Genomic DNA, 24,033 nt, shown 5'->3' on the forward strand with positions numbered 1-24,033 from the left:
GCCGGTTCTCTTCCCTCTCCCCCCGTCCTCCCCTTCTCCTCGCCCCCCTCCCTCAAGAGGGTCTACCGGGGCTGCCGCCCCGAACCAGACGGTGTCGATGCCGCCGTCGGCGATCAGCCGGCGCATCCGGGCATCGACCGCAGGGCCGGGCAGCATCAGCGTGCCGGGGTGACGCACCACGCGGTAGCCGGCCGCCGCGGCCGCCGCATCGAAGCGCTCGGCGCCCTTCCAGCGCGGTGCGTAGACCGTCACGGAGTGCGACCCCGCACCGGCCAGCCGACCGACGAACTCGACCAGATACGACTGGATGCCGCCCGGCCGCGGCGGAAAATCATTGGTCACCAGCAGGACCCGGCTCACAGTGCGACAGGCTAGCCTGCCGGTCGCCCCGGCGTGCGCGTGCGTCGGCTCGCGGCGGGTGCCGCCAGCCACCGCCGCCACCGGGCGAGCAGGCCCGGCGGGTCGGTGCCCAGGACGTCGCGCACGGCGGTGGGCAGGTCGGTGTGGCCGGCACCGCACGTGGCCACGTAGAACGCGCGCAGCGTCGCCGCCCCACCGTAGGTGTCGGCGACGAACCGGGCGAACCACCATGCGCGGTCATACGCCGCCGAGCGCTGCGGCCCCGCCGCGTCCAGATCGGCGTCCGACGGCAGCGCCAGCGCCCCGGCCGCGGCACCGGCGGGCACCGGGGTGGCCGGCCGGGCGACGAAGTCGGCGACGCCCTCGGTCAGCCACCGGGGCGCGTCCAGCGCGGTGTCGGGGCGTGCCGCGTAATGAAAGAGCTCGTGGGTCAACACGATTCGCAGTGCGGATGCGCTCATTGCGGCCGCGCCCGGGGCGAACACGATGCGCTGGCCGACCGCCACCCGGTGGGCGGGATCGACGCGGTCGGCAACCGTCACGGCCGCGATGTCGGCCCACTGAGCCGCCGGTCCCCCGCCGGCGGCGGCGCGGAACTGCGCGTCGGAGCCGGCGGCCACCACCGCGACGTCGCGGCGCCAGTCGGCGCCCCAGAAGGCGTTTACTCGCCGCACCGCGGCGCCGGCATCCGCGGCGATCCGGGCCAGCAGGCGGTCGCCAGACGGGCCGCCGCGCCCGATCAGCTGCACGGTGTGGCCCTCGACGACCGCGGCGGGCGCGTCGGCGACCGGGTGCCCGGCGGGCCCGGCCGGCACGGCGGGAGATGGGCGCGGCGGCACGGCGGCGGCCACGAGCACCTCGGCGACGAACACCCACGCCAGCAGCGTCGACAGCCGACGACGCCGCGCGGCATCGGGATGCGCGCCCGGGCGCCTAGTAGCGACGGGCGTCGTGGATCGGGCCCGCGGCATTCATCGGAACCACGCGCACCGGTTGGCCGTAGGTGGAGGAATGGATCACCATCCCGTCACCGACGTAGATGCCGCTATGCGACGCGTCGGAATAAAAGGTGACCACGTCTCCGGGCTGCAGGTCCGACACCGCCACCGGTTGGCCGCCGTGGGCCTGCGCCTGGCTGGAGTGCGGTAGCGAGATACCGGCCTGCTGGAAGGCCCACATCACCAGCCCGGAGCAGTCGAACCCGCCGGGCCCGGCACCTCCCCACACGTACGGCGAGCCGACCTGCGTCAACGCCGCCTGCACCACGCTGGCGCGGTCACCACCGCCACCGCCGGGAGCAGCAGCCGCCCAGCCGAAGGGCGCCGGGGCCGCACCGGGCGCCTGCCCGTCGCCCGGGGGCGCGCCCGGCGGTGCCGCTTCCGGCGCCGGAGCACCCGGGGCCGGGGCGCCTTCCGGGACGGGCCCGGGGTCGGCCAGTGCGGTGCGCTGGTCGGATGTCAGGGCCAGATACTGCGACTTGACGACGGCGATCTGCACCTGCAACTGGCTCTGCTTGGACTGCAGGCCGGCCCGGACCGCCGCGGCCTGTTCGGCCGCGCTCTTGGCGGCCGCGGCGGACTTGGCCGATTCCTGCTCCGCCTTGGCGGCCTGCTGGCCGGCGAAGCGGTAGCTGGCCATCTGGTTGGTCATCTGGGTCGCCATCAGGCGCTGCATGCTCAGCTTGTCGATCAACCCCTGCGGCGATCCCGCGGTCAGCATGGCTTCCATGCCATCGACACGGCCACCCATGTACGTTGCGGCGGCCAGCTTGTCGACCGCCTTGTGGAATCCGGCCAGACGGGCTTTCGCCGCATCGACGGCGACCTGGTCCCCCGCGTGCTTCTGCTCCGCTGCGCGCTCGGCCGCCACCTTGTCGTTGAGGTCGAGCTGCGCACTGTGCATGGCCTCGGTGGTCCGCTCGGCCCGTCGCGACAGCTCGGTCAGCTTGGCCAGCGCATCCTGGCCAGGGTCGGCAGCCACGTTTGCCGCGAAAACGCCGGAAAGCACCGTGAAGCCCGCTAACGTACCGACAAGACCACGTGTCAAGCCACGCGCAAGCGGACACCTAACGTCAAAGCTCAAGATTGTGCATCCTCGAACGGCCTTCGGCGGATGGCCGCCGAGCTGGTTTAGGTCTCAAACAGGTTACGAAACGATAAAGGCTTTGTCCAAAGTAGTTCGTTAAGAAATTGGAGAGATTTCTGTCATTTCTCTGTGGGTGACGGCGGGTTGGCCGCGCACCGAAGTGTAAGCGGCGCAGGGCGGTTAATCCACACCGGACGCGCGGGCGCGTCGTATCGGCACCAGACGCAGCCGCGGCGCCAACCCGACGTCCGCGAGAACCTCCAAGGCCGCGCACTCGTCCTGCAGCAGTGTCTCCGGCACGCCGAGCAGCACGCTCACCACACAGTCGCGGCAACCGGGCCCGCGGACCGCGCAGTCGTCGCAGTCGATCACCACCGATTCGGCCGGTTCGTCGCCTGCAACGCCTGGACTGTCGGGTCCGCTGATTCGTGCGATTCGTGCCATCGGGTCGATCCTCTCGGGTTGAGCTCTGCTGAAACCCCGGGTACGGGTTGCGCGCACGCTAACCGCTGGCACCGACATCGCCACGTCGCCGCATCCCGGCCGACCCGCGGCGTGGCGAGTACGCCGGTGTCGGTGGACATGCCTAACGTGGCACATCATGGGTGCCGACGGTGCGACTCAGCTGACTTTCGCGGACGTGGGAACGCCGGGCACCGCCGGCGAGATCCCGCTGCGCGAAACGACTTTCGTTGTGGTGGACCTCGAAACCACCGGTGGGCGAACCAAAGGCGCCGGCGGAACGCCGCCCGATGCCATCACCGAGATCGGGGCGGTCAAGGTCCGCGGCGGCGTCGTGCTCGGCGAGTTCGCCACGTTGGTCGACCCGCAGCGCAGCATTCCGCCGCAGATCGTGCGACTCACCGGCATCACCACGGCGATGGTCGGTGATGCCCCGCCGATCGAGGCCGTACTGCCGATGTTCCTCGAGTTCGCCGGCAACGCGGTGCTGGTCGCCCACAACGCCGGGTTCGACATCGGGTTCCTGCGCGCGGCAGCCGAGCGCTGTGGCATCGTCTGGCCCCGCCCGCAGGTGCTGTGCACGGTGCGGCTGGCCCGCCGGGTGCTCAGCCGCGAGGAGGCGCCCAGCGTGCGGCTGGCAGCCCTGGCGCGACTGTTCGCCGTCGCCGCCCAGCCCACACACCGCGCCCTCGACGACGCCCGCGCCACCGTCGAGGTGCTGCACGCGCTGATCGAACGGGTCGGGAACCAGGGTGTGCACACCTACGCCGACCTGCGCTCCTATCTGCCCGGTGTGACGCCGGCGCAACGCCGCAAGCGATCGCTCGCGGACGGCCTGCCGCAGCGGCCCGGGGTCTACCTGTTCCGCGGACCGTCGGGCGAGGTGCTCTACGTCGGCACCGCCGCCGACCTGCGGCGCCGGGTGCGTCAGTACTTCACCGGCGCCGACCCCCGCGGACGGATGAAGGAGATGGTCGCGCTGGCCACCACGGTCGACCACGTCGAGTGTGCGCACGCGCTCGAGGCCGGCGTGCGGGAACTGCGCATGCTGGCCGCCCACGCGCCGCCTTACAACCGCCGGTCCAGATACCCGCAACGCTGGTGGTGGCTGGCGCTGACCGACGAGGCGTTCCCGCGGCTGGCGGTGGTGCGCGCCCCGCGACACGAGCGCGCCGTCGGGCCGTTCCACTCGCGCGCCGACGCCGCCGACACAGGTGAGTTGCTGGCCCGATTCACCGGGCTACGAACCTGCACCACCCGGCTGGGGCGCTCCGCGTTGCACGGACCGGCCTGCGCCGCGGCCGAGGTGTCGCCATGCCCCGCCGCGCGCGACGTCACCGCGACCGGGTACGCGGCGGCGGTGGCGCGCGTCGCGGCCCTGATCGACGGCCAGGACAACAGTGCCCTGGCCGCGGCGATCGGCCAGGTCGCCGCGCTGGCCGAGCACGGCCACTACGAGAGCGCGGCGCGGATGCGCGACCGTACCGCCGCCGCGATCGAGACGCTGTGGCGCGGCCAGCGGCTCCGTGCGCTGACCGCTGTGCCGGAGCTGATCGCTGCCGCGCCCGACGGCCCGGACGGAAAGGGCGGATACCAGCTCGCCGTTGTGCGCCACGGCCAGCTCGCCGCCGCGGGCACTGCCCGGCGCGGGGTGCCGCCTATGCCCGTGGTCGAGGCCCTATGTGCTGCCGCCCAGACGATTCTGCCGTTACCGGCCCCGCTGGGCGGTGCGCTCGTCGAGGAGACCGCTCTGATCGCACGATGGCTGGCCGGCCCCGGGGTGCGCATCGTGCGGGTCTCGAGCCCCGACGGCTGGGCCTCTCCGCTGGGATCGGCCGGCACGTGGGCGGGGTGGGCGGCGTCGGCACGCTCGGCGCGCCTGGCCTGCGATCACGCGTGGCCCGACGGCCCGCCTCCTCAGCGCTCCGCTGCACGGCGCGCATCGCCACCGGGCGCCGGCGACTCAGGACTGCCGGCCGAACCGCACCCACCGCGCGAGCAGGTTTTCGGCCGCGCCGGAGTCGATGGCCGCCGCGGCCCGGCGCAGCCCGTCCTCCCACGCGGGCAGCCATTCGGCGCGGCTGGATAGCCCTGCGTGCGCGACGATCGCCCCGGCGGCATTGAGCACGACCGCGTCGCGCACCGGGCCCCCGGCGCCGGCCAGCACCGCCCGGGCCTCCGCCGCATTGGCCCGTGCGTCACCGCCCAGCAACTCAGCGCGGTCGGCGCGGGCGAATCCGAAACCGGCCGGATCGAACGTCAGCTTGTCCACGGTCCCGGCCTGCACCCGCCAGATCGTGCTGGTGGTCGTGGTGGTCAGTTCGTCGAGCCCGTCGTCACCGTGCACGACCAGCACACTGGACCGGCGCGCGGCGAACACCCCCGCCATCACCTCGGCCAGATCGGCGAATGCGCAGCCGATCAGGCCTGCTCGGGGCGACGCTGGATTCGTCAGCGGCCCGAGGAGATTGAAGACGGTCGGCACGCCGATCTCGCGCCGCACGGACGAGGCGTGCCGGTACGACGGGTGGAAGACCGGGGCGAAGCAGAACCCGATCCCGACGTCGGTGAGGCAGCGCGCCACCTGATCGGGTTCGAGCTCGATGCGCACCCCGAGCGCCTCGAGGGTGTCGGCACCCCCGGACAGCGACGACGACGCGCGGTTGCCGTGCTTGACCACCGGCACGCCGGCGGCCGCGACCACGATTGCGGCCATGGTCGACAGGTTGACGGTGTTCATGCCGTCGCCCCCGGTGCCCACGATGTCGACGGCGTCGTCGGGAACCGCGCCGTCGGGCATCCGGTGCGCGTGGCTCAGCATCACCTCGGCCAGTTCACCGACTTCCACCGCGGTGGGCACCTTCATCGTCATCGCCACCGCGAAGGCCGCGATCTGGGCGGGTGTCGCGCCGCCGGCCATGATCTGGTCCATGGCCCAGGCCGCCTGGCCACGCACCAGCGGCTGCCCGCCCGTCAACCGGGCCAGCACCTGCCGCCACGACGCCGCCGGCCCGGCGGGGGCCCCGACAGCCGCGACCCCTGACATCTGGGACGACTCGGGTGACACGGGCACCCGCCGATGGTCCCACGGTCGGCGGGCCCACCCCATCAGGCCCCCGACAGGCCCGGAACCGTCGGCGCCGCGACGCGCGGCACCGAATTGCCGCCCCGGGTGGAGTTCGACAACTACAAAGCGTCATACTTGCGGATGTGACTAGCGTTGCCGGGACCTCAGGTGCTGCCATCACGTCGCGTGTGCATTCGCTGAACCGACCTAACATGGTCAGTGTTGGCACCATAGTGTGGCTTTCGAGCGAGTTGATGTTCTTTGCTGGCCTGTTTGCGATGTATTTCACAGCGCGCTCCCAGGCCGGCGGGAAGTGGCCGCCGCCGCCGACCGAGCTGAATCTGTACCAGGCCGTCCCGGTGACACTGGTGTTGATTGCCTCCTCGTTCACCTGCCAGATGGGTGTGTTCGCGGCCGAGCGGGGCGACGTCTTCGGGCTGCGCCGCTGGTATGTGATCACGTTCCTGATGGGGCTGTTCTTCGTCCTCGGGCAGGCCTACGAGTACTACCACCTGGTGACCCACGGCACGACCATCCCCGGAAGCTCCTACGGCACCGTCTTCTACCTGTGCACCGGCTTCCACGGCCTGCACGTCACCGGCGGCCTGATCGCCTTCATCTTTCTGCTGGTCCGCACAACGATGAGCAAGTTCACGCCCGCACAGGCGACGGCGAGCATCGTCGTCTCGTATTACTGGCATTTCGTCGACATCGTGTGGATCGCACTGTTCACCGTCATCTATTTCATTCGATGAGCCTGCGCTGGGACGAAGAGGAGTGCTCGGTTGAAGAAATTAGGGTCTAGTCGATCAGCCGCCGGCAGGCGGCGAGGTCACTCGTCACCGGCGCAGCGTGATCGCGCGCGGCGGAGGCTGCGCCGGCGCCTGTCGGGCGGCCTGCTGCTGTTGACCGCGCTGACGATCGCCGGCGGGCTGGCCGCCGTGCTGACGCCCACGCCGCAAGTGGCCGTCGCCGACGAGTCGGCCTCGGCGCTGTTGCGTACCGGTAAGCAGCTGTTCGACACCTCCTGCGTGTCGTGCCACGGCGCCAACCTGCAGGGCGTGGACCAGCACGGACCCAGCTTGATCGGGGTCGGCGAGGAGGCCGTCTACTTCCAGGTGTCCACCGGCCGCATGCCCGCCATGCGGGGTGAGGCCCAGGCGCCGCGCAAGGAGCCGATCTTCGACGAGTCGCAGATCGAGGCGATCGGCGCCTTCGTGCAGGCCAACGGCGGCGGCCCGACGGTGGTCCGCAACCCCGACGGCAGCCTGGCGATGCAGTCGCTGCGCGGTGACAACGTGGGCCGCGGCGGCGACCTCTTCCGGCTCAACTGCTCGTCGTGCCACAACTTCACCGGCAAGGGCGGTGCGCTCTCGTCGGGCAAGTATGCGCCAGACCTCGGACCCGCCAACGAGCAGCAGATTCTGGCCGCGATGCGCACCGGTCCGCAGAACATGCCCAAGTTCTCCGACCGCCAGCTGTCCTTCGACGACAAAAAGGACATCATCGCCTACGTGAAATCGGTCTCCGAAGAGCGCCAGCCAGGCGGCTACGGCCTCGGCGGCTTCGGACCCGCACCCGAGGGCATGGCGATGTGGATCATCGGGATGGTCGCCGCCATCGGGCTGGCACTGTGGATTGGGGCGCGAGCATGAGCGACATCGATCACGGCGGTTCCCAGGAGCCCGATGACGCCACGCTGGCCGGGATGTCGCAGCAGCAACTGCTCGAGTTGGGCGGCAAGCTTGACGGCGTCGAGACCGTCTACAAGGAACCACGCTGGCCGGTCGAGGGCACCAAGGCCGAGAAGCGCGCCGAGCGCGGCGTGGCCCTGTGGCTTCTGGCGGGCGGCGGCTTCGGGCTCGCGCTGCTGCTGATCTTCATCTTCTGGCCCTGGGAGTACAAGCCCAAGGACGCCCCAGGCAGCATCCTGTACACGCTGACCACTCCGCTTTACGGCCTGACCTTCGGGATGTCCATCCTGGCCATCGCGGTCGGGGCAATCCTCTACCAGAAGCGGTTCATCCCCGAAGAGATCTCGATCCAGCAGCGTCATGACGGCGCGTCCCGGGAGATCGACCGCAAGACCGTGGTGGCCAACCTGACCGACGCTTACCAGACATCGACGATCGGACGCCGCAAGCTGGTCGGGCTGTCGCTGGGCATCGGCCTGGGCGCGTTCGGCCTGAGCAGCCTGGTGGCCTTCGTCGGGGGTCTGATCAAGAACCCGTGGAAGCCGGTGGTCCCCACCGAGAACGGCATGGAAGCGGTCCTCTGGACGTCCGGATGGACCCCCCGCTACCGCGGCGAGACCATCTTCATGGCGCGCGCCACGGGCGCCACCGATGGCGCACCCTTCATCAAGATGCGCCCGGAGGACATCGACGCCGGTGGCATGGAGACCGTGTTCCCCTGGCGGGAGTCCGACGGCGACGGCACGACGGCCGAGTCGCGCGAGAAGCTGCGCGGCATCCAGATGGGCGTTCGCAACCCCGTCATGCTCATCCGGATCCGGCCCACCGACATGGCCCGCGTCGTCAAGCGGCAAGGCCAGGAGAGCTTCAACTTCGGCGAACTCTTCGCCTACACGAAGGTCTGCTCGCACCTGGGTTGCCCGGCGTCGCTGTACGAGGAGCAGTCGTACCGGATCCTGTGCCCTTGTCACCAGTCGCAGTTCGATGCGATGCATTACGCCAAGCCGATATTCGGGCCTGCGGCGCGCGCGTTGGCGCAGCTGCCCATTACCATCGACGAGAACGGGTATCTGGTTGCCAACGGCAACTTCGTCGAACCCGTCGGACCGGCATTCTGGGAGCGCACCACATGAGTCCGAAACTCAGTCCTCCGAAGCTCGGCGACGTCCTGGCCCGTCAAGGGGAGGACATCGACACCCGCTACCACCCGTCGGCGGCGGTGCGCCGGCAGCTCAACAAGGTCTTTCCCACGCACTGGTCGTTCCTGCTCGGCGAGGTCGCGATGTACAGCTTCATCGTGCTGTTGCTGACCGGCGTGTACCTGTCGCTGTTCTTCGACCCCACCATGGGTGAGGTCACCTACAACGGGGCGTACCAGCCGCTGCGCGGCGTGGACATGTCGAAGGCCTTCGCCTCCACCCTGGACATCTCGTTCGAGGTGCGCGGCGGCCTGTTCGTCCGGCAGGTCCACCACTGGGCCGCGCTGATGTTCGCCGCCGCCATCATGGTGCACCTGGCGCGCATCTTCTTCACCGGCGCGTTCCGGCGGCCCCGCGAGGCCAACTGGGTGATCGGTTCCCTGCTGCTGATCCTGGCGATGTTCGAGGGTTTCTTCGGCTACTCGCTGCCCGATGACCTGCTGTCGGGCATCGGAATCCGGGCGTCATTGTCCTCGATCACGCTGGGCATGCCGGTGATCGGCACCTGGCTGCACTGGGCCTTGTTCGGTGGTGACTTCCCCTGCGGCGGAGTGGGCTATCACTGCGCCGAGGCGGGCTACATCATCCCGCGCATGTACTCCCTGCACATTCTGCTGTTGCCCGGAATCATCCTGGCGCTCATCGGCGCGCACCTGGCCATGGTGTGGTTCCAGAAGCACACGCAGTTCCCGGGGCCCGGCCGCACCGAGCACAACGTCGTCGGCGTCCGGGTGATGCCGATCTTCGCGGTCAAGTCCGGCGCCTTCTTCGCGGCGATCGTCGGCGTGCTGGGCCTGATGGGTGGGCTGCTGCAGATCAACCCGATCTGGAACCTGGGCCCCTACAAGCCTTCTCACGTCTCGGCCGGCTCGCAGCCGGACTTCTACATGATGTGGACCGAGGGTCTGGCCCGTATCTGGCCGCCGTGGGAGTTCTACTTCTGGCACCACACCATCCCAGCCCCGGTGTGGGTGGCACTGCTGATGGGCCTGGTCTTCATCCTGCTGATCGTCTACCCCTTCCTGGAGAAGCGGTTCAGCGGTGACCACGCGCACCACAACCTGTTGCAGCGTCCGCGGGACGTCCCGGTGCGCACGTCGATCGGTGCGATGGCGATCGCGTTCTACATGGTGCTGACGCTGAGCGCCATGAACGACATCATCGCGCTGAAGTTCGACATCTCGCTGAACGCGATGACCTGGATCGGGCGTATCGGCATGGTGGTGCTGCCGCCGATCGTGTACTTCGCCGCCTACCGGTGGTGCATCGCCCTGCAGCGCAGCGACCGGGACGTGCTCGAGCACGGCATCGAAACGGGCATCATCAAGCGGTTGCCGCACGGCGCCTACATCGAGCTGCACCAGCCACTCGGCCCGGTCGACGAACACGGTCACCCGCTTCCGCTGGAGTACCAGGGATCGCCGCTGCCCAAGCGGATGAACAAGCTGGGCTCGGCGGGGTCACCCGGCAGCGGCAGCCTGCTGTACGCCGACCCGGCATCCGAGGACGAGGCGTTGCGCGAGGCGGCGCAGGCCGCCGAGCACCGGGCCCTGACCGCCCTGCGCGAACACCAGGACGCCGTCGTCGGTTCCTCCTCAAACGGACACGACGAGCACTAGGCCTGGGCGCTCAGAGACGGGTTTGACTTCCGACGGGCGCACCTGTCCCGTCCGGCTCCCGTCCGGCCGCGGGGCGGGCGGGGCGGGGCCGATCGTATCGATGTGCACAGGCGCTGCGGGTTGACGGCATCCTGCCCGGCCGGCTCCCCGAGGATCCCGACGACGCGGCCTGCTCCGGCGGGCCGACGGCTACACGTAACCGGCCACCAGGCGACGGACCTGTCGCACGTGCAGGAACTCGACCACCGGCATCGCCGCAGTGACTGCTCCGGACAGCCCGTAGCCCACCCAGGACGCGCCGTCGTGACCCACGGCCATCAGGTAGGTCGCCGCCGCGACCGCGACAAGTGCGGTGCCTATCGTTCCCACCAGCAGTACGGTGCCGCGCAGCCACACTCGATCCACCGCCTCACCGGACCACTCGGCGGCCGGATCTGCCGCCTGCACCCCATGCCGACGCATCCGCTCCCCCTGCGTGCGCGTCGTGGCCGAGAAACCGGTCCGCAGCGGGGCGCCGGCCACGCCGCGTGCCGCCCCGGCCGGCGGACGGGCCGACGGCTGCTCCTGGGACATCCGGCGAGCCCGCAACAACACCGGGATGGCCCCGGCGATGATCAGCGCAGAAACGATGATCACCGCATACAGCACCGCGGTTGTGTGCGCGCCGCTGGCGGACATCTTGTGGAAACCGCGGCCCAGGTCGACCAGCGCGACGGCGGCGGCGACGCTGACGCCGAGGACAGCAAGCCAGATCGCTGCGCACGCCCCGACCAGCAGGCGATCGATCACGTCCGGCGGAATGGTATCGGAGCCGCGTCGAGACGAATAATTGCTGACCATCAGCAACTCGTCTGCGGCGCGTCGTTGGAGTTCGAGGACAGCACCGTTCCGTCGCTCGTGGTGATGGAGCAGTTGAGACGGCTGAGGCGGAACAGGCTGGACGCCTCGACCGAGCCTACGTCGGACTGGGCGATCGGCGTGACGGTCATCGACCAGGGAATGTACACGTTGTGCTGGGTGCGCCGCCGACCGGAGGCGTCGACGTAGGTCACCGAGATGATGTCGCCGGGCGCCTTGGTGCCGGTCACCGAATAGGTGACCTGCCGCGGACCGGTCGGGGTGGTGGTCGTCGGCGGTGGCGCCGCGGCCGTCGAGGTGGCCGGCGGCTCCGCCGAGGTGGTCGCCGGCGGGGGCGGCGGCGGGGTCACCGTCACCGTCTGGGTCTCGGTGGCAGTCGGGGGCGGCGGCGGAGGCGGCGGCGGGGGCAGCGGTTTCGTCGTGGTGATCTGGTCCTGCATCGGCGGGTTCGACGGGGTGGTGGTGGCCGGGTTGGCGAGCTTGCTGGTGTCGGTACGCGCGAAGAGCAGCGAAACCGACACCACGAGCGCGATCGCCGCCACGATCGCGGCGACACCGACCACCCACGGCCAGCGCGGAGCACGGTGTTCGTTTTCCGGTTCGGGCGCCTCGTCGTAGTCGTCGTACTCGTAAAGCCGAAGGTCGGCCGGCACGTAGGGGCCGCCGGTGACATGCTCGGACTCGGGCGCTGAATAGGCCCGGGAGTATGCGTCCGTCTGGACGCCCCGGTCCGCGGCCGCCATCTCGGCGTCGTCGACGTGTTCGAGTTCCTCCGCCGGACCGGCTTCGGCGCCGGGTTCAGGGTCGTCGCCGTGTCCGTCAGCGGAATCCGGTTCGGGGCTGAGCTTGCTCACGGAATCGGGTTCTTCAGGTTTCCATCCTGGGGGGTTCGGCCCGCTCATCTTCGCCTGCCCTGTCCAACTGCGTCACAAGCGCGCGGGGCTCCGCGGTCACATCGTTGCGCGCGCACTTCACAAGTTCTCATCCTGCCTGGACAAACCCTACCGAACCGAAAGCGCCAAAATCGTCCTGGCGAACTGGCCACCGGTCACGTGATCCGATTGTGACCTTCGCGTTCCGAAATCAGTGTTTCTCGGGCCCGACGTAGTACTCGAAGACCAACCCACCCACCGACGCGAGGATGAAAACCACCCCTGCGGCAAGCAGCCACGGCAGCCACAGCGCGACACCGACCGCCGTCACCGAGGCTGAGAGCGCGACCATGATCGGCCACCAGCTGTGCGGGCTGAAGAACCCCAATTCGCCTGCGCCGTCGCTGATCTCAGCACCTTCGTAGTCCTCGGGCCGGGTGTCGAGCCGGCGCGCCACGAACCGGAAGAAGGTGGCCACGATCAGGGCCATGCCGCCGGTCAACGCCAGCGCGGCCGTGCCCGCCCACTCCACGCCACCGGTCGCGTACAACGAAGTCAACACCCCGTAAACCACCGCCACGATGACAAAGAACCCGGCGACGAACTCGAACAGCCTCGCTTCGATATGCATTGAGCGTCCTCACCTACTGGCTTGTGGTCAATTCACCACGGCGGGTGTCGAAAGGATGGGTGGTCACCGCCACGGGAGTCTGGTTGATCGCCTGCAGCGCCTGGGCGTTGGTCTTGCCTTCCATACGTTGGTGCAGGTAGGCCTTGAAGTCGTTCGCCGACACCACCCGAACCTCGAAATTCATCATCGAATGGTAGGTGCCGCACATCTCGGCGCAGTGACCGACGAATGCGCCGGTCTTGTCGATCTGCTCCACCTGGAACACGTTGACGGAGTTGTTCGCTTTCGGGTTGGGCATCACGTCACGCTTGAACAGGAATTCGGGCACCCAGAACGAATGCACCACGTCGGCGGACGCCAGCTGGAACTCGATGCGCTTGCCCTCGGGGAGCACGAGAACCGGGATTTCGGTGGTGGTCCCCAACGTTTCGATCTTGTCGAAGTTGAGGTAGCTGAGGTCCTCGCCGTGGAGCCCGTGCGCCGGGCCGACGAGTTCATCGCCATGCTTGTCGACTCCCACCGGCCTGGGCACCATGGCCTTCTTGCGGGCGGGGTCGGCGCCGTCATAGGTGAAGGTGCCGTCCTTGAAGTCGACGCGCTGGTAACCGAACTTCCAGTTCCACTGGAAGGCGGTGACATCGATCACCACGTCCGGGTCCTTGGCGATGTGCAACACCTTCTCCTGGACCACGACGGTGAAGTAGAACAGCACGGAGATGATCAGAAAAGGCATCACCGTGAGCACCAGCTCCAAGGGCATGTTGTAGCCGAACTGGCGGGGCAACTCGGTGTCGGTCGCCTTCTTGCGGTGGAAGGCCGAAGACCAGAAGATGAGCCCCCACACGATGCCGCCGACGGCCAGGGAGGCGATGACGGCGCCGATCCACAGCTCCCGGTTCAGGTGCGCTTCCGGGGTGATGCCTTCCGGCCAGCCCATCCCCAGCGCCTGCGACCAGCTGCAGCCACTCACGCTGACCGCAAGCGCTCCCAGCATCCCGGCCAGTGCCAGCGGCCGACGACGCCGGAACAGCCCCCGCACGCTGACGGGAAGGCCACCCGAAAGCCCTTGAAACCTGACCTGCGACAAACGGTGCGAACGGACCTGCTCGCGAGGTGTCACGTTGGCGCCTCCAGACTCGGATATCGAATACTACGCAGCGTAGACCACGGCTCTGACGCAGGCGACGAAACCCCGGCTGCACCATTCTCCAGATCGCCGCATCCGCCGGTGACCTCTCGCGGCCGGGCAACACAACCAGCAGCCAGGTGCGGCATACTGGGGCGCCGTGTGCGGACTGTTGGCTTTTGTCGCGGCCCCGGCGGTTGCTGCGGCCCCCGATGGGGCAGCCCGGGCCGACGCGTCCGTCGCGCGTGCGTCGCACCTGATGCGCCACCGAGGGCCCGACGAGCCGGGCACCTGGACCGATCCGGACGCCGACGGCGCGGTCGTATTCGGTTTCAACCGGCTGTCGATCATCGACATCGCCCACTCGCATCAACCGCTGCGCTGGGGGCCGCCCGAACATCCCGGCCGCTACGTGCTGGTGTTCAACGGCGAGATCTACAACTACCTTGAGCTGCGCGACGAACTTGCCGCCCGGCACGGCGCCGCGTTCGCCACCGACGGTGACGGCGAGGCCATCGTCGCCGGATACCACCACTGGGGCACTGAGGTGCTGGGCCGCCTGCGCGGCATGTTCGCATTCGCCCTGTGGGACACCGAAACTCGTGAATTGTTCTGCGCGCGTGATCCTTTCGGTATCAAGCCGCTGTTCGTCGCCACCGGCGCCGGCGGCACCGCGGTGGCCAGTGAGAAGAAGTGCCTGCTGGATCTGGTTGATCTGCTGCGCTTCGACACCGGGATCGACGAGCGGGCGGTTCAGCATTACACGGTTCTGCAGTACGTGCCGGAGCCCGAGACGCTGCACCGCGGGGTACGCCGGCTGGAGTCGGGCTGCTACGGCCGGATCCGTCCCGGCCGGCAGCCCGAGGTCACCCGGTACTTCGCGCCGCGCTTCGCGCCGGTGCCACTGACCCGTGACGCCGAACAAGCCCGCTACGACGAGATCACCGCGGTGCTCGAGGATTCGGTGGCAAAGCACATGCGCGCCGACGTCACCGTGGGTGCTTTTCTGTCCGGGGGCATCGACTCCACCGCCATCGCGGCGCTGGCCATCCGGCACAATCCGCGGCTGATCACGTTCACCACCGGCTTCGAGCGGGAGGGATTCTCCGAGATCGACGTCGCGGTGGCCTCCGCCGAGGCCATCGGCGCCCGCCACATCGCCAAGATCGTCACCCCGCAGGAGTTCGTGGCGGCCCTACCCGAGATCGTCTGGTACCTCGATGAGCCGGTGGCCGACCCCGCGCTGGTACCGCTGTTCTTCGTCGCGCGCGAAGCCCGCAAACACGTCAAGGTGGTGCTCTCCGGTGAGGGCGCCGACGAGCTGTTCGGCGGGTACACGATCTACCGGGAGCCGCTTTCGTTGCGGCCCTTCGACTACCTGCCGCGGCCGCTGCGCAAGTCGATGGGCAGGGTGTCCACACCGCTGCCCGAGGGCATGCGCGGCAAGAGCCTGCTGCACCGTGGTTCGTTGACGCTCGAGCAGCGCTACTACGGCAACGCCCGCAGCTTCTCCGACGCGCAGTTGCGCGACGTGCTGCCGGGATTCCGCCAAGACTGGACACACACCGACGTCACCGCCCCGGTGTACGCCGAATCGGCCGGCTTGGACCCGGTGGCCCGCATGCAGCACCTCGACCTGTTCACCTGGCTGCGCGGCGACATCCTGGTCAAGGCCGACAAGATGACGATGGCCAACTCGCTGGAGCTGCGGGTGCCGTTCCTGGACCCGGAGGTCTTCGCCGTCGCGTCGCGGCTGCCCGTGGAGGCGAAGATCACTCGCAAGACCACAAAGTACGCACTGCGCCGCGCGCTGGAGCCCGTCGTGCCGGCGCACGTACTGCACCGGCCCAAGCTCGGCTTCCCGGTGCCGATCCGGCATTGGCTGCGCGCCGGTGAGCTCATGGAGTGGGCCTACGCGATGGTCGACTCGTCGCAGGCCGGTCACCTGCTCGACGTGCCCGCTGTCCGCCGGATGCTCGACGAGCACCGCAACGGCGTCGTCGATCACAGCCGCCGGCTGTGGACTGTGCTGATCTTCATGCTGTGGCACGCCATCTTCGTCGACCAGAGCGTGACACCGCAGATCAGCGAACCGGTCTACCCAGTCCAGCTTTGATGGCGAGCAGTCGCAAAAGCCCGCAATTTCAGGCCGAAATCGGGGCTTTTGCTGGGGGCGCCTCCCCCTTGCGAGGGACTGCTCGCGGAGACTAAGCCAGCACCGCGGCGATCTCGGCGGCCGCCTCGTCGCCGTAGGCCCCGGCCAGCCGGGTCCTGGCGACCTCGTGATCCCACGTCCACTCCTGGGTCCCCGTGGACTCCAGCACCAGCACGGCCACCAGCGAGCCCAACTGCGCCGAGCGCTCCAGGCTCAGGTCGGCGCTGCGCCCGGTGAGGAAGCCGGCGCGGAACGCGTCGCCGACGCCGGTGGGGTCGACCTGACTGGTCTCGGGCACCACGTCGACGTGGATGCTGGTGCCGTCGGGTTGCACCACGTCCACCCCCTTGGGGCCCAGCGTGGTGACCCGCAGGCCGATCTGCGCCATGACGTCGGCTTCCGTCCAGCCGGTCTTGGACAGCATCAGGTCCCATTCGTAGTCGTTGGTGAACAGGTACTCGGCGCCGTCGACGAGCTTGCGGATCTCGTCTCCGGACAACCGGGCCAGCTGCTGGGACGGGTCGGCGGCGAACGGGAGCCCCAGTTTGCGGCATTCGTCGGTGTGCACGACCATCGCCTCGGGGTCGTTGGCGCCGATGATCACCAACTCCGGCTCGCCCAGGTCCGAGATCACGTCGACGAGCTTGATGTTGCGCGCCTCCGACATGGCGCCGGGGTAGAACGATGCGATCTGGGCCATGTCGACGTCGGTGGTGCAGGTAAAGCGCGCCGTGTGCGCACTATCTGAGATCAGGACGTGATCACAGTTGACGTTGTGGGCCAGCAGCCATTCGCGGTAGTCGGCGAAGTCGTCACCGGCGGCACCGACGAGGGCCACGTCACCGCCGAGCACCCCGATGGCGAAGGCGATGTTGCCGGCCACGCCGCCGCGGTGGATCACCAAGTCGTCCACCAGGAAGCTGAGCGAGACCTTCTGAAGATGATCGGCCAGCAGCTGTTCGGAGAAGCGGCCCGGGAACCGCATCAGATTGTCGGTCGCTATCGACCCAGTCACCGCGATCGTCACGAAATCTCCACCCTTCATTAATAAGACTGTCTACCTTACTCGCGTGCATTGACCGTCGTTGCGTCCGCGGTCCGGGCGAACCGGTGCGCTAGCCTGCCTACAAACCTCACCAGTCGCCGAGCCCCGACGAGCGGGCGGTCACCCGCCGCCGACCCTTTACCGGGCGCCCCAACTACCACCGTAGGAGATCCACGATGGCCGGTCCGCACCCTCCGAACCACACCGTCGGCCATGACCGTCCAGCGCCGGCCGCAGCGTCGCGGCCGTTCGAGTACCCCAACGATCACGCGGTCGGCGACTCGACCTTCGGTCCTGCGCCGGGGGGTCCTGCGGGACCCCCGCCGCTCAATTATGCAGGTCCGCCACCGGCGCCGGTCGGCTACCCGCAGCGACGGTCCAAGCGACGTTTGCTGGTCAGTGTCCTGGTGGCCGTCGCCCTGGCGGCCACGACGACTGTGGCGATCGTGTACGGGGTCCGTACCAACGGCGCCAACACCGGCGCGACGTTCTCGGAGGGTGCGGCCACAACGGCCATTCAGGGCTACCTGAACGCGCTGGACCACCGCGATCTCGATGTCGTCGTCCACAACGCTCTGTGCGGCATGTACGACGGGGTGCGCGACAAGCGGTCGGACCTGGCGCTGGCCAGGCTCGCCAGCGACGCCTTCCGCAAGCAGTTCTCCCAGGTCGAGGTGACCTCGATCGACAAGATCGTGTACTTGTCGCAGTATCAGGCCCAGGTGTTGTTCACGATGCGCGTTTCGCCCACGTTCGGTGGCGCGATGCGCGGGCACGGGCAGGTGCAGGGCATAGCGCAATTGCTGTTCCAGCGCGGCCAGATCATGGTGTGCTCGTACGTGTTGCGCACCGGCGGTTCGTACTAGAGCCCGAATGCCGGAGCTGCCGTCAACGTCAACGAGTCAGCTGAAGGTCAGTTGAAGGAGTCCCCGCAGGCGCAAGAACCGGTGGCGTTGGGGTTGTCGATGGTGAAGCCCTGCTTCTCGATCGTGTCGACGAAGTCGATCGAGGCGCCCTCGACGTAGGGCGCGCTCATCCGGTCCACCGTCAGCCTGACGCCGCCGAACTGCACGGTCAGATCACCGTCCAGCGTCCGATCGTCGAAAAAGAGGTTGTAGCGCAGGCCCGCGCAGCCGCCCGGCTGAACCGCGATGCGCAGCGCCAGGTCGTCACGGCCCTCCTGCTCGAGCAGGGACTGCGCCTTGGCGGCAGCGGCCTCGGTCAGGATCACGCCGTGGGTCTTGGCATCCGACTCGTTTTGCACCGTCATTGCTTCTCCTACATGCCTCATCGGTACTGCATGCCCATGCATGCCTCAGTGGGTTGAGTGGGTCCGCGTCAGCAGGGCCCGATCGACTCCGAAAAAACCCTCTTGCTCAACGGTACCTCGCCGGACCGCTATTCCCGAGTCGAGCCGCCGCCTGGGAGGCCAGTCCCATCAGCTGGTTGGCCGCGTCGGCCTGCGCGAGTCGCGCCGAACCGGCGTAGTCGGCGATCGACAAGGCCGACATGATGCCCGCCGTGCGCACCGCCGAGTTGTCCAGCCCGACCTGTCCGGCCAGCACGATCACCGGGATGCCCCGTGGGCGGGCCTCGTCGGCGAGGAATCCCACCACCTTGCCGTGCAGTGACTGCTCGTCGAGCCGCCCCTCCCCGGTAAGGATCATCTCCGCGATGTCGAGGTCGTCAGCCAGGTGGGTGTGCTCGGCGATGATCTGGGCGCCCGATTCGCACCGAGCGCCGAGCGCCAGCAGCCCCGCGCCGATGCCGCCGGCGGCGCCCGCTCCGGGCTCGGAGCTCACGTCACGTCCGGCCGCGGCTTCCAGCTCCAGCGCCCACGTCTCGAGGCGCACCTCCAAGGCCGCGACGGCGGCGGTGTCGGCACCCTTCTGCGGCCCGAACACCCGGGCGGCCCCCCAGGGCCCGGTCAGCGGGTATTCGGTGTCCGAGGCGATGATCAGCTCGATGCCGGCCAGTTTCCGGCGGGCGGCGTCCAGCCCGCCGAGCTCGGTGATCATGCCCTGGCCGCCGTCGGTGCACGCGCTGCCACCCAGCCCGACCACGATCCGCCTTGCCCCGTAGCACAGCGCCTCGTCGATGAGCTGGCCCACTCCCCTGCTGTGGGCCGCGAGCGCCGTCTCCGGGGTCGGCGGGCCACCCAGCAGGGCCAGACCACAGGCCTGGGCGCACTCCAGATAGGCCGTCGACGAAAAGGCATCCATCACCCAGTCGGCGCCGACAGTCGTGTCCAGCGGCCCGGACACCTTCAGACACCGTTTCCGCCCCAGCCGGCTGGCCAGAACCTCGACAAAGCCCGGGCCGCCATCGGACTGCGGGGCCACGATGAACCGGTCACCCGGGCGTGACCGGTTCCAGCCGGTCGCGATGGAGGCGGCTGCCTCTACCGCCGACAGGCTGTCGCCGTAGCAGTCGGGGGCCACCAGCACCAGCATGGCCGGTAGCTGGAGACGACCTGGCCTGAGACCGACGGCAGCACCATCCGAGGCCATCGAGCCGTCGTCCATCACAGGCAGCCGTTCAGCACAGGCCTAAGCGTAGGGCCATCCTCGCCGTCGGCGCATCGCCAACCGGAATGCTTTCCGGGGCGATCCCACGCGCCGGCCGCGGCGCGAAGTAACCTGACGGCTGTGAAGCGACTGGGCCGCAGGAAGAACCACGAAGACGACCTCGGGGAAGACGTGCCGGAGCCGGTCTCGGGTACCGGCGACGGGGCCCTCGGCGAGTCACGCCGGACCGCACCCAAAGGCCGTCCCACCCCCAAGCGCAACAACGCCCGGCGCAGCGCCAAGAAGGGGCCGGTCGCGCCGGCACCCATGACCGCATCGGAGGCGCGGGCCCGACGCAGGTCCCTGGCCAAGCCCAAGCTCAGCCGCGAGGAACGCAGGGCCGACAAGGCCGCCAGCCGCGCCAGGATGACGGACCGCCGCGAACGCATGATGGCCGGCGAAGAGGCCTACCTGCTGCCGCGCGATCAGGGGCCGGTGCGCCGGTATGTCCGCGACGTGGTGGACGCCCGGCGCAACCTGCTCGGATTGTTCATGCCGGCGACACTGTTCTTGCTGTTCGTGATGTTCGCGGTCCCGCAGGTGCAGCTCTACATGTCCCCGGCGATGCTGCTGGTGATGGCGGTGATGTCTGTCGATGCGCTCATCCTGGGCCGCAGGGTGACCAGAATGGTCGATGCGAAATTCCCGAACAACACCGAAAGCCGCTGGAAAATCGGTCTCTACGCCGCCAGTCGGGCGTCCCAGATGCGCAGGATGCGGGCGCCGAAGCCCCAGGTCGAACGCGGCAGCAGTGTCGGCTGAGCCTCGCCTGAAAGCCGCCTGACCCCGGTGCGCACGCTGGTGCTGGGCGGGATCAGGTCCGGCAAGTCACGCTGGGCCGAGAAAGCCATCGCCGGGGAGCTGCCACCCGGTCGGCCCGTCCGTTACCTGGCCCCGGGCAGGGTCGACGAGGCCGACCCGGCCTGGGCGGAGCGGGTGGCCCGGCACCGCGGCCGGCGGCCCACGCACTGGGCGACGGTGGAAACCGAGGAGATCGCGGCCCAGCTGCGGCAGTCGCCGGACACCCCGGCGCTCATCGACGATCTCGGCGCCTGGCTGACCGCCGCGCTGGATCGCAACAACGCGTGGGGAAACGGTTCGCCGGCGCTGCCCGTCCACGAGATGATCGACGACATACTGACCGCCGTCGCGGCTTTCGCCGCCCCACTGGTGCTGGTCAGCCCCGAGGTCGGGCTGAGCGTGGTGCCGCCCACCGCGTCCGGCCGCCGGTTCGCCGACGAACTGGGCAGCCTCAACCAGCGCGTCGCCGAGGTGTGCGATCGAGTGGTCCTGGTGGTGGCCGGACAGGCGGTGCCCATCAAGCCCTCGGGAATCTGATGGAATTCCCGCCGATCCCGCCGCCGGATGCGGCTGCCGCTGCCGCCGCCCGCGCTCGCCAGGACACCCTGACCAAGCCGCGGGGAGCGCTCGGCCGCCTCGAGGACCTGTCGGTCTGGGTCGCGTCATGTCAGGCGCGGTGCCCTCCGCGGCAGTTCGGACGCGCCCGGGTGGTGGTGTTCGCGGGCGACCACGGCGTCGCCCGCGCCGGAGTGTCGGCGTATCCACCGGAGGTGACCGCCCAGATGGTCGCGAATATCGCATCCGGCGGGGCGGCGATCAACGTGGTGGCCGAGATCGCCGGTGCGACGGTACGGGTCGCGGACCTGGCCGTCGACGCCGACGCCGCCTCCGAACGGATCGCCGTCCACAAGGTGCGGCACGGCAGCGGCGACATCAGCGTGCAGGACGCGTTGACCCACCAGGAAACCGTCGCCGCGATCGCCGCGGGCCGGCGCATCGCTGACGAAGAGGTCGATGCCGGCGCCGACCTGCTCATCCCCGGCGACATAGGGATCGGCAATACCACCCCCGCGACGGTGTTGGTGGCGGCGTTGACCAACACCGAGCCCGTGGCTGTGGTCGGGTTCGGCACCGGGATCGACGACGCCGCGTGGGCGCGCAAGACGGCCGCGGTGCGCGACGCTCTGTTCCGGTCGCGGCTGGTGTTGCCCGACCCGGTCGGGCTGCTGCGCTGCTGCGGCGGTGCGGACCTGGCCGCCATGGCGGGTTTTTGCGCGCAAGCGGCCGCGCGGCGCACGCCGGTGCTGCTCGACGGCATGGCCGTGACGGCCGCGGCGCTGGTCGCCGAGCACCTGGCCCCGGGCGCCCGGCAGTGGTGGCAGGCCGGTCACCGCTCCCGCGAGCCGGGCCACTCGCTGGCCCTGGGGGCCCTCGCTCTGGAGCCGATCCTGGACCTGGGGATGCGGCTGGGCGAGGGCAGCGGCGCGGCCACGGCGCTGCCGGTGCTGCGGGCCGCGGTGGCCACGCTGGCGTCCATGGCGACCTTCGGCGAGGCCGGCGTCTCCGACCGCGCATTCCCGTGATGCGTTCGCTGGCAACGGCTTTCGCTTTCGGAACCGTGCTGCCCGTGCCCCGCGCCGAGCCGATGGGCCGCGGCGCCATGACCGCGTTTCCGGTGGTCGGCGCCGCCCTGGGGCTTTTGGCCGCGGCTGTCGTGTGGGGCGGCGCGGCGGCGTTCGGAACGGCCAGCCCGTTGCCCGGACTGCTCGCCGTGGTGGCGCTGCTGCTCGCGACCCGCGGCCTGCACCTCGACGGTGTCGCCGACACGGCCGACGGGCTCGGCTGCTACGGGCCACCGGAGCGCGCGCTGGCGGTGATGCGGCAGGGATCCGCCGGGGCGTTCGGCGTGGCTGCCGTCGTGCTCATGATCACGCTGCAGGGGTTCGCGTTCTCAGCCCTGCGGCCGACGGGGATCGTCGTGGCGGTCGTCGCCGGCCGGGTCACCGCGGTCCTGGCCTGTCGCCGCTCGGTGCCGGCGGCCGACGGAAGCGCGCTGGGCGTCCGCGTCGCCGGCAGCCAGCCCGCACCGGTGGTGGCGGCCTGGGTCGCGGTGTTGCTCGCCGTCTCCGTGCCAGCCGGGGCGCTGCCGTGGCAGGGCCCGGTGGCGGTGCTGGTGGCGCTGGGCTGTGGCGCCGTCCTGGCCGGGCACTGCGTGCGGCGGTTCGACGGCATCACCGGTGACGTGCTGGGCGCCGCGATCGAGTTGACGACGACGGTCGGCGCGCTGACGCTGGCGGCCTTCCAGGGGTGAGCAGACCGAAAAGCCCCCGAAACCGCCGGTTTCGGGGGCTTTTCGGTCTGCTCGCGTGGGTTACCCGAGCCGAGCCATCCAGCCGTGGGTGTCGGCGAAGGTACCGCGCTGGATTCCGGTGAGCGTGTCGCGCAGCGCCATCGTCACCTCGCCGGGTTCGCCGTCGGCGATGGTGAACTCGCCGTCGCCGTACTTGACCCGCGACACCGGGGTGATGACAGCGGCGGTGCCGCACGCGAACACCTCGGTGATCTCGCCGGCGGCCGCCTTCTTCTGCCACTCGTCGATATCGACCTTGCGCTCCTCAACACTGAATCCCGCATCGATCGCCAACTGCAGCAACGAATCCCGCGTGATACCCGGCAACAGCGAGCCAGACAGCTCCGGGGTGACCAGCCGCGCGGATCCGCCACTGCCGAAGACGAAGAAGATGTTCATCCCGCCCATCTCCTCCACGAAGCGGCGCTCGACGGCGTCCAGCCAGACCACCTGGTCGCAACCGTTGTCGGCGGCTTCGGCCTGTGCCAGCAGCGAGGCGGCATAATTGCCGCCGAACTTGGCCGCGCCGGTGCCCCCCGGGCACGCCCGGACGTACTCCGACGACACCCAGACGCTGACCGGGCTGACGCCTCCCTTGAAATAGGCGCCGGCCGGGGAGGCGATCAACAGGTAACGGAACTGCTTTGCCGGCCGCACCCCCAGCCCTGGCTCGGTGGCGATGATGAACGGCCGCAGGTACAGCGCGTCTTCCCCGCCGGCGGCGGGCACCCAGGTCTTGTCGACGCCGATGAGCTGACACAGCGAACCCATGAACAACTCGTCGGGCAGCTCCGGCATCGCCATCCGGCGGGCCGACGAGCGCAACCTGGCGGCATTGGCCTCGGCACGGAACGACACGATCGAGTCATCGGCCCACCGATACGCCTTGAGGCCTTCGAACACCTCCTGCGCGTAGTGCAGCACGATGGCCGACGGATCCAGTTCGATCGGCCCGTACGGGGTGACGCGCGCGTCATGCCAGCCCCGGCCGTCGGTGTAGTCGATCGACACCATGTGGTCGGTGTGATATTTTCCGAAACCCGGCTCGGCCAGGATGGATTCGCGTTCCTCGCCGGACGCAGGATGTGGCGAGCATGAAACCGTGAATTCAGGGAAGCCGCTCGTCATGGCGCCGATTGTAT

At 69.4% G+C, this 24,033-nt stretch carries 22 protein-coding genes and 2 pseudogenes; 11 read left to right on the forward strand and 13 right to left on the reverse strand.

Translation table 11 applies throughout. The features are described from left to right. The 4 genes and pseudogenes from AC2VOK_RS18610 to AC2VOK_RS18625 form a co-directional block, all read right to left on the reverse strand. A pseudogene (locus AC2VOK_RS18610) lies at nucleotides 1-360 on the reverse strand (alpha-(1-2)-phosphatidylinositol mannosyltransferase); the annotation flags it as partial. A gap of 11 nt (nucleotides 361-371) precedes the next feature. Beyond that, complete coding sequence (locus tag AC2VOK_RS18615; protein ID WP_428901815.1) at nucleotides 372-1,244, reverse strand: hypothetical protein; 873 nt, start codon at nucleotides 1,242-1,244, stop codon at nucleotides 372-374. 49 nt (nucleotides 1,245-1,293) lie between these two features. Next, the gene (gene ripC, locus AC2VOK_RS18620) at nucleotides 1,294-2,442 is read right to left on the reverse strand and encodes a peptidoglycan hydrolase RipC (RefSeq protein ID WP_428901789.1); all 1,149 of its coding nucleotides are present in this window, start codon (nucleotides 2,440-2,442) and stop codon (nucleotides 1,294-1,296) included. Nucleotides 2,443-2,625: 183 nt separating this feature from the next. Next, entirely contained in the window at nucleotides 2,626-2,889 is a 264-nt protein-coding gene (locus AC2VOK_RS18625) for a hypothetical protein (RefSeq protein WP_428901790.1), read from the reverse strand. A 157-nt stretch (nucleotides 2,890-3,046) separates the two neighbouring features. Between AC2VOK_RS18625 and AC2VOK_RS18630 the strand changes: the two are divergent. Next, nucleotides 3,047-4,933, forward strand: a pseudogene (locus AC2VOK_RS18630) (DEDD exonuclease domain-containing protein); the annotation flags it as partial. Here AC2VOK_RS18630 and trpD read toward each other — a convergent pair. Further along, nucleotides 4,871-5,953: an anthranilate phosphoribosyltransferase gene (gene trpD, locus AC2VOK_RS18635; RefSeq protein WP_428901816.1), complete on the reverse strand. Its 1,083-nt coding sequence runs from the start codon at nucleotides 5,951-5,953 to the stop codon at nucleotides 4,871-4,873. The pseudogene AC2VOK_RS18630 and the gene trpD sit on opposite strands and share 63 nt — an antisense overlap. A 164-nt stretch (nucleotides 5,954-6,117) precedes the next feature. On the opposite strand from trpD, the gene ctaE reads away from it, so the two are divergent. The 4 genes from ctaE to qcrB are packed head-to-tail and all read left to right on the forward strand — an operon-like array spanning nucleotide 6,118 to nucleotide 10,486. Then, nucleotides 6,118-6,729, forward strand: coding sequence for an aa3-type cytochrome oxidase subunit III (gene ctaE / locus AC2VOK_RS18640; RefSeq protein WP_343709833.1), 612 nt, complete (start codon nucleotides 6,118-6,120; stop codon nucleotides 6,727-6,729). A 30-nt stretch (nucleotides 6,730-6,759) separates the two neighbouring features. Continuing rightward, nucleotides 6,760-7,629: a cytochrome bc1 complex diheme cytochrome c subunit gene (qcrC, locus tag AC2VOK_RS18645; RefSeq protein WP_428901791.1), complete on the forward strand. Its 870-nt coding sequence runs from the start codon at nucleotides 6,760-6,762 to the stop codon at nucleotides 7,627-7,629. Next, nucleotides 7,626-8,801 carry a cytochrome bc1 complex Rieske iron-sulfur subunit gene (gene qcrA / locus AC2VOK_RS18650; RefSeq protein ID WP_428901792.1) on the forward strand — a complete coding sequence of 392 codons (1,176 nt, stop codon included), beginning with the start codon at nucleotides 7,626-7,628 and terminating at the stop codon, nucleotides 8,799-8,801. Before qcrC ends, qcrA begins: the two co-directional genes overlap by 4 nt. Continuing rightward, nucleotides 8,798-10,486 carry a cytochrome bc1 complex cytochrome b subunit gene (gene qcrB, locus AC2VOK_RS18655; RefSeq protein WP_343709835.1) on the forward strand — a complete coding sequence of 563 codons (1,689 nt, stop codon included), beginning with the start codon at nucleotides 8,798-8,800 and terminating at the stop codon, nucleotides 10,484-10,486. The genes qcrA and qcrB overlap by 4 nt, the downstream gene beginning before the upstream one ends. Nucleotides 10,487-10,675: 189 nt before the next feature. Here qcrB and AC2VOK_RS18660 read toward each other — a convergent pair whose 3' ends face one another. From AC2VOK_RS18660 to ctaC, 4 genes are all read right to left on the reverse strand, one after another. Continuing rightward, the gene (locus AC2VOK_RS18660) at nucleotides 10,676-11,326 is read right to left on the reverse strand and encodes a DUF2561 family protein (RefSeq protein WP_428901793.1); all 651 of its coding nucleotides are present in this window, start codon (nucleotides 11,324-11,326) and stop codon (nucleotides 10,676-10,678) included. Continuing rightward, entirely contained in the window at nucleotides 11,326-12,246 is a 921-nt protein-coding gene (locus AC2VOK_RS18665; protein WP_428901794.1) for an MmpS family transport accessory protein, read from the reverse strand. The genes AC2VOK_RS18660 and AC2VOK_RS18665 overlap by 1 nt, the downstream gene beginning before the upstream one ends. A 181-nt stretch (nucleotides 12,247-12,427) precedes the next feature. Further along, the gene (locus AC2VOK_RS18670) at nucleotides 12,428-12,847 is read right to left on the reverse strand and encodes a cytochrome c oxidase subunit 4 (protein WP_428901795.1); all 420 of its coding nucleotides are present in this window, start codon (nucleotides 12,845-12,847) and stop codon (nucleotides 12,428-12,430) included. 13 nt (nucleotides 12,848-12,860) lie between these two features. Beyond that, nucleotides 12,861-13,967: an aa3-type cytochrome oxidase subunit II gene (ctaC, locus tag AC2VOK_RS18675; protein WP_428901796.1), complete on the reverse strand. Its 1,107-nt coding sequence runs from the start codon at nucleotides 13,965-13,967 to the stop codon at nucleotides 12,861-12,863. A gap of 166 nt (nucleotides 13,968-14,133) precedes the next feature. Here ctaC and asnB point away from each other — a divergent pair, with 166 nt between their 5' ends. Beyond that, complete coding sequence (gene asnB / locus AC2VOK_RS18680; protein WP_428901797.1) at nucleotides 14,134-16,089, forward strand: asparagine synthase (glutamine-hydrolyzing); 1,956 nt, start codon at nucleotides 14,134-14,136, stop codon at nucleotides 16,087-16,089. A gap of 91 nt (nucleotides 16,090-16,180) precedes the next feature. Here asnB and AC2VOK_RS18685 read toward each other — a convergent pair whose 3' ends face one another. After that, entirely contained in the window at nucleotides 16,181-17,155 is a 975-nt protein-coding gene (locus tag AC2VOK_RS18685) for a carbohydrate kinase family protein (protein ID WP_428901798.1), read from the reverse strand. Nucleotides 17,156-17,349: 194 nt separating this feature from the next. Between AC2VOK_RS18685 and AC2VOK_RS18690 the strand changes: the two genes are divergently transcribed. After that, nucleotides 17,350-18,039, forward strand: a complete 690-nt coding sequence (locus AC2VOK_RS18690) for an Rv0361 family membrane protein (protein ID WP_428901799.1) — start codon at nucleotides 17,350-17,352, stop codon at nucleotides 18,037-18,039. A 47-nt stretch (nucleotides 18,040-18,086) separates the two neighbouring features. Here AC2VOK_RS18690 and AC2VOK_RS18695 read toward each other — a convergent pair whose 3' ends face one another. Both AC2VOK_RS18695 and AC2VOK_RS18700 read right to left on the reverse strand, forming a co-directional pair. Next, nucleotides 18,087-18,443 carry a HesB/IscA family protein gene (locus tag AC2VOK_RS18695; RefSeq protein WP_428901800.1) on the reverse strand — a complete coding sequence of 119 codons (357 nt, stop codon included), beginning with the start codon at nucleotides 18,441-18,443 and terminating at the stop codon, nucleotides 18,087-18,089. A gap of 106 nt (nucleotides 18,444-18,549) precedes the next feature. Beyond that, nucleotides 18,550-19,626, reverse strand: coding sequence for a glycerate kinase family protein (locus AC2VOK_RS18700; protein ID WP_428901801.1), 1,077 nt, complete (start codon nucleotides 19,624-19,626; stop codon nucleotides 18,550-18,552). 246 nt (nucleotides 19,627-19,872) lie between these two features. On the opposite strand from AC2VOK_RS18700, the gene AC2VOK_RS18705 reads away from it, so the two are divergent. From AC2VOK_RS18705 to AC2VOK_RS18720, 4 genes are read left to right on the forward strand one after another with little or no spacing between them, the layout of a single operon-like run. Beyond that, nucleotides 19,873-20,502, forward strand: a complete 630-nt coding sequence (locus tag AC2VOK_RS18705; protein ID WP_428901817.1) for a DUF3043 domain-containing protein — start codon at nucleotides 19,873-19,875, stop codon at nucleotides 20,500-20,502. 27 nt (nucleotides 20,503-20,529) lie between these two features. Then, nucleotides 20,530-21,078, forward strand: coding sequence for a bifunctional adenosylcobinamide kinase/adenosylcobinamide-phosphate guanylyltransferase (locus AC2VOK_RS18710; RefSeq protein ID WP_428901802.1), 549 nt, complete (start codon nucleotides 20,530-20,532; stop codon nucleotides 21,076-21,078). Then, a complete protein-coding gene (gene cobT, locus AC2VOK_RS18715; RefSeq protein WP_428901803.1) occupies nucleotides 21,078-22,124 on the forward strand; it encodes a nicotinate-nucleotide--dimethylbenzimidazole phosphoribosyltransferase in 1,047 nt (348 codons plus the stop codon). Before AC2VOK_RS18710 ends, cobT begins: the two co-directional genes overlap by 1 nt. Further along, a complete protein-coding gene (locus AC2VOK_RS18720) occupies nucleotides 22,121-22,852 on the forward strand; it encodes an adenosylcobinamide-GDP ribazoletransferase (protein ID WP_428901804.1) in 732 nt (243 codons plus the stop codon). The genes cobT and AC2VOK_RS18720 overlap by 4 nt, the downstream gene beginning before the upstream one ends. A 60-nt stretch (nucleotides 22,853-22,912) precedes the next feature. On the opposite strand, the gene AC2VOK_RS18725 is transcribed toward AC2VOK_RS18720, so the two are convergent. Next, nucleotides 22,913-24,019 carry a branched-chain amino acid aminotransferase gene (locus AC2VOK_RS18725; RefSeq protein WP_428901805.1) on the reverse strand — a complete coding sequence of 369 codons (1,107 nt, stop codon included), beginning with the start codon at nucleotides 24,017-24,019 and terminating at the stop codon, nucleotides 22,913-22,915. Between the last annotated feature and the right edge of the window lie 14 nt (nucleotides 24,020-24,033).

It is taken from the genome of Mycobacterium sp. TH-M116 (assembly GCF_057473685.1).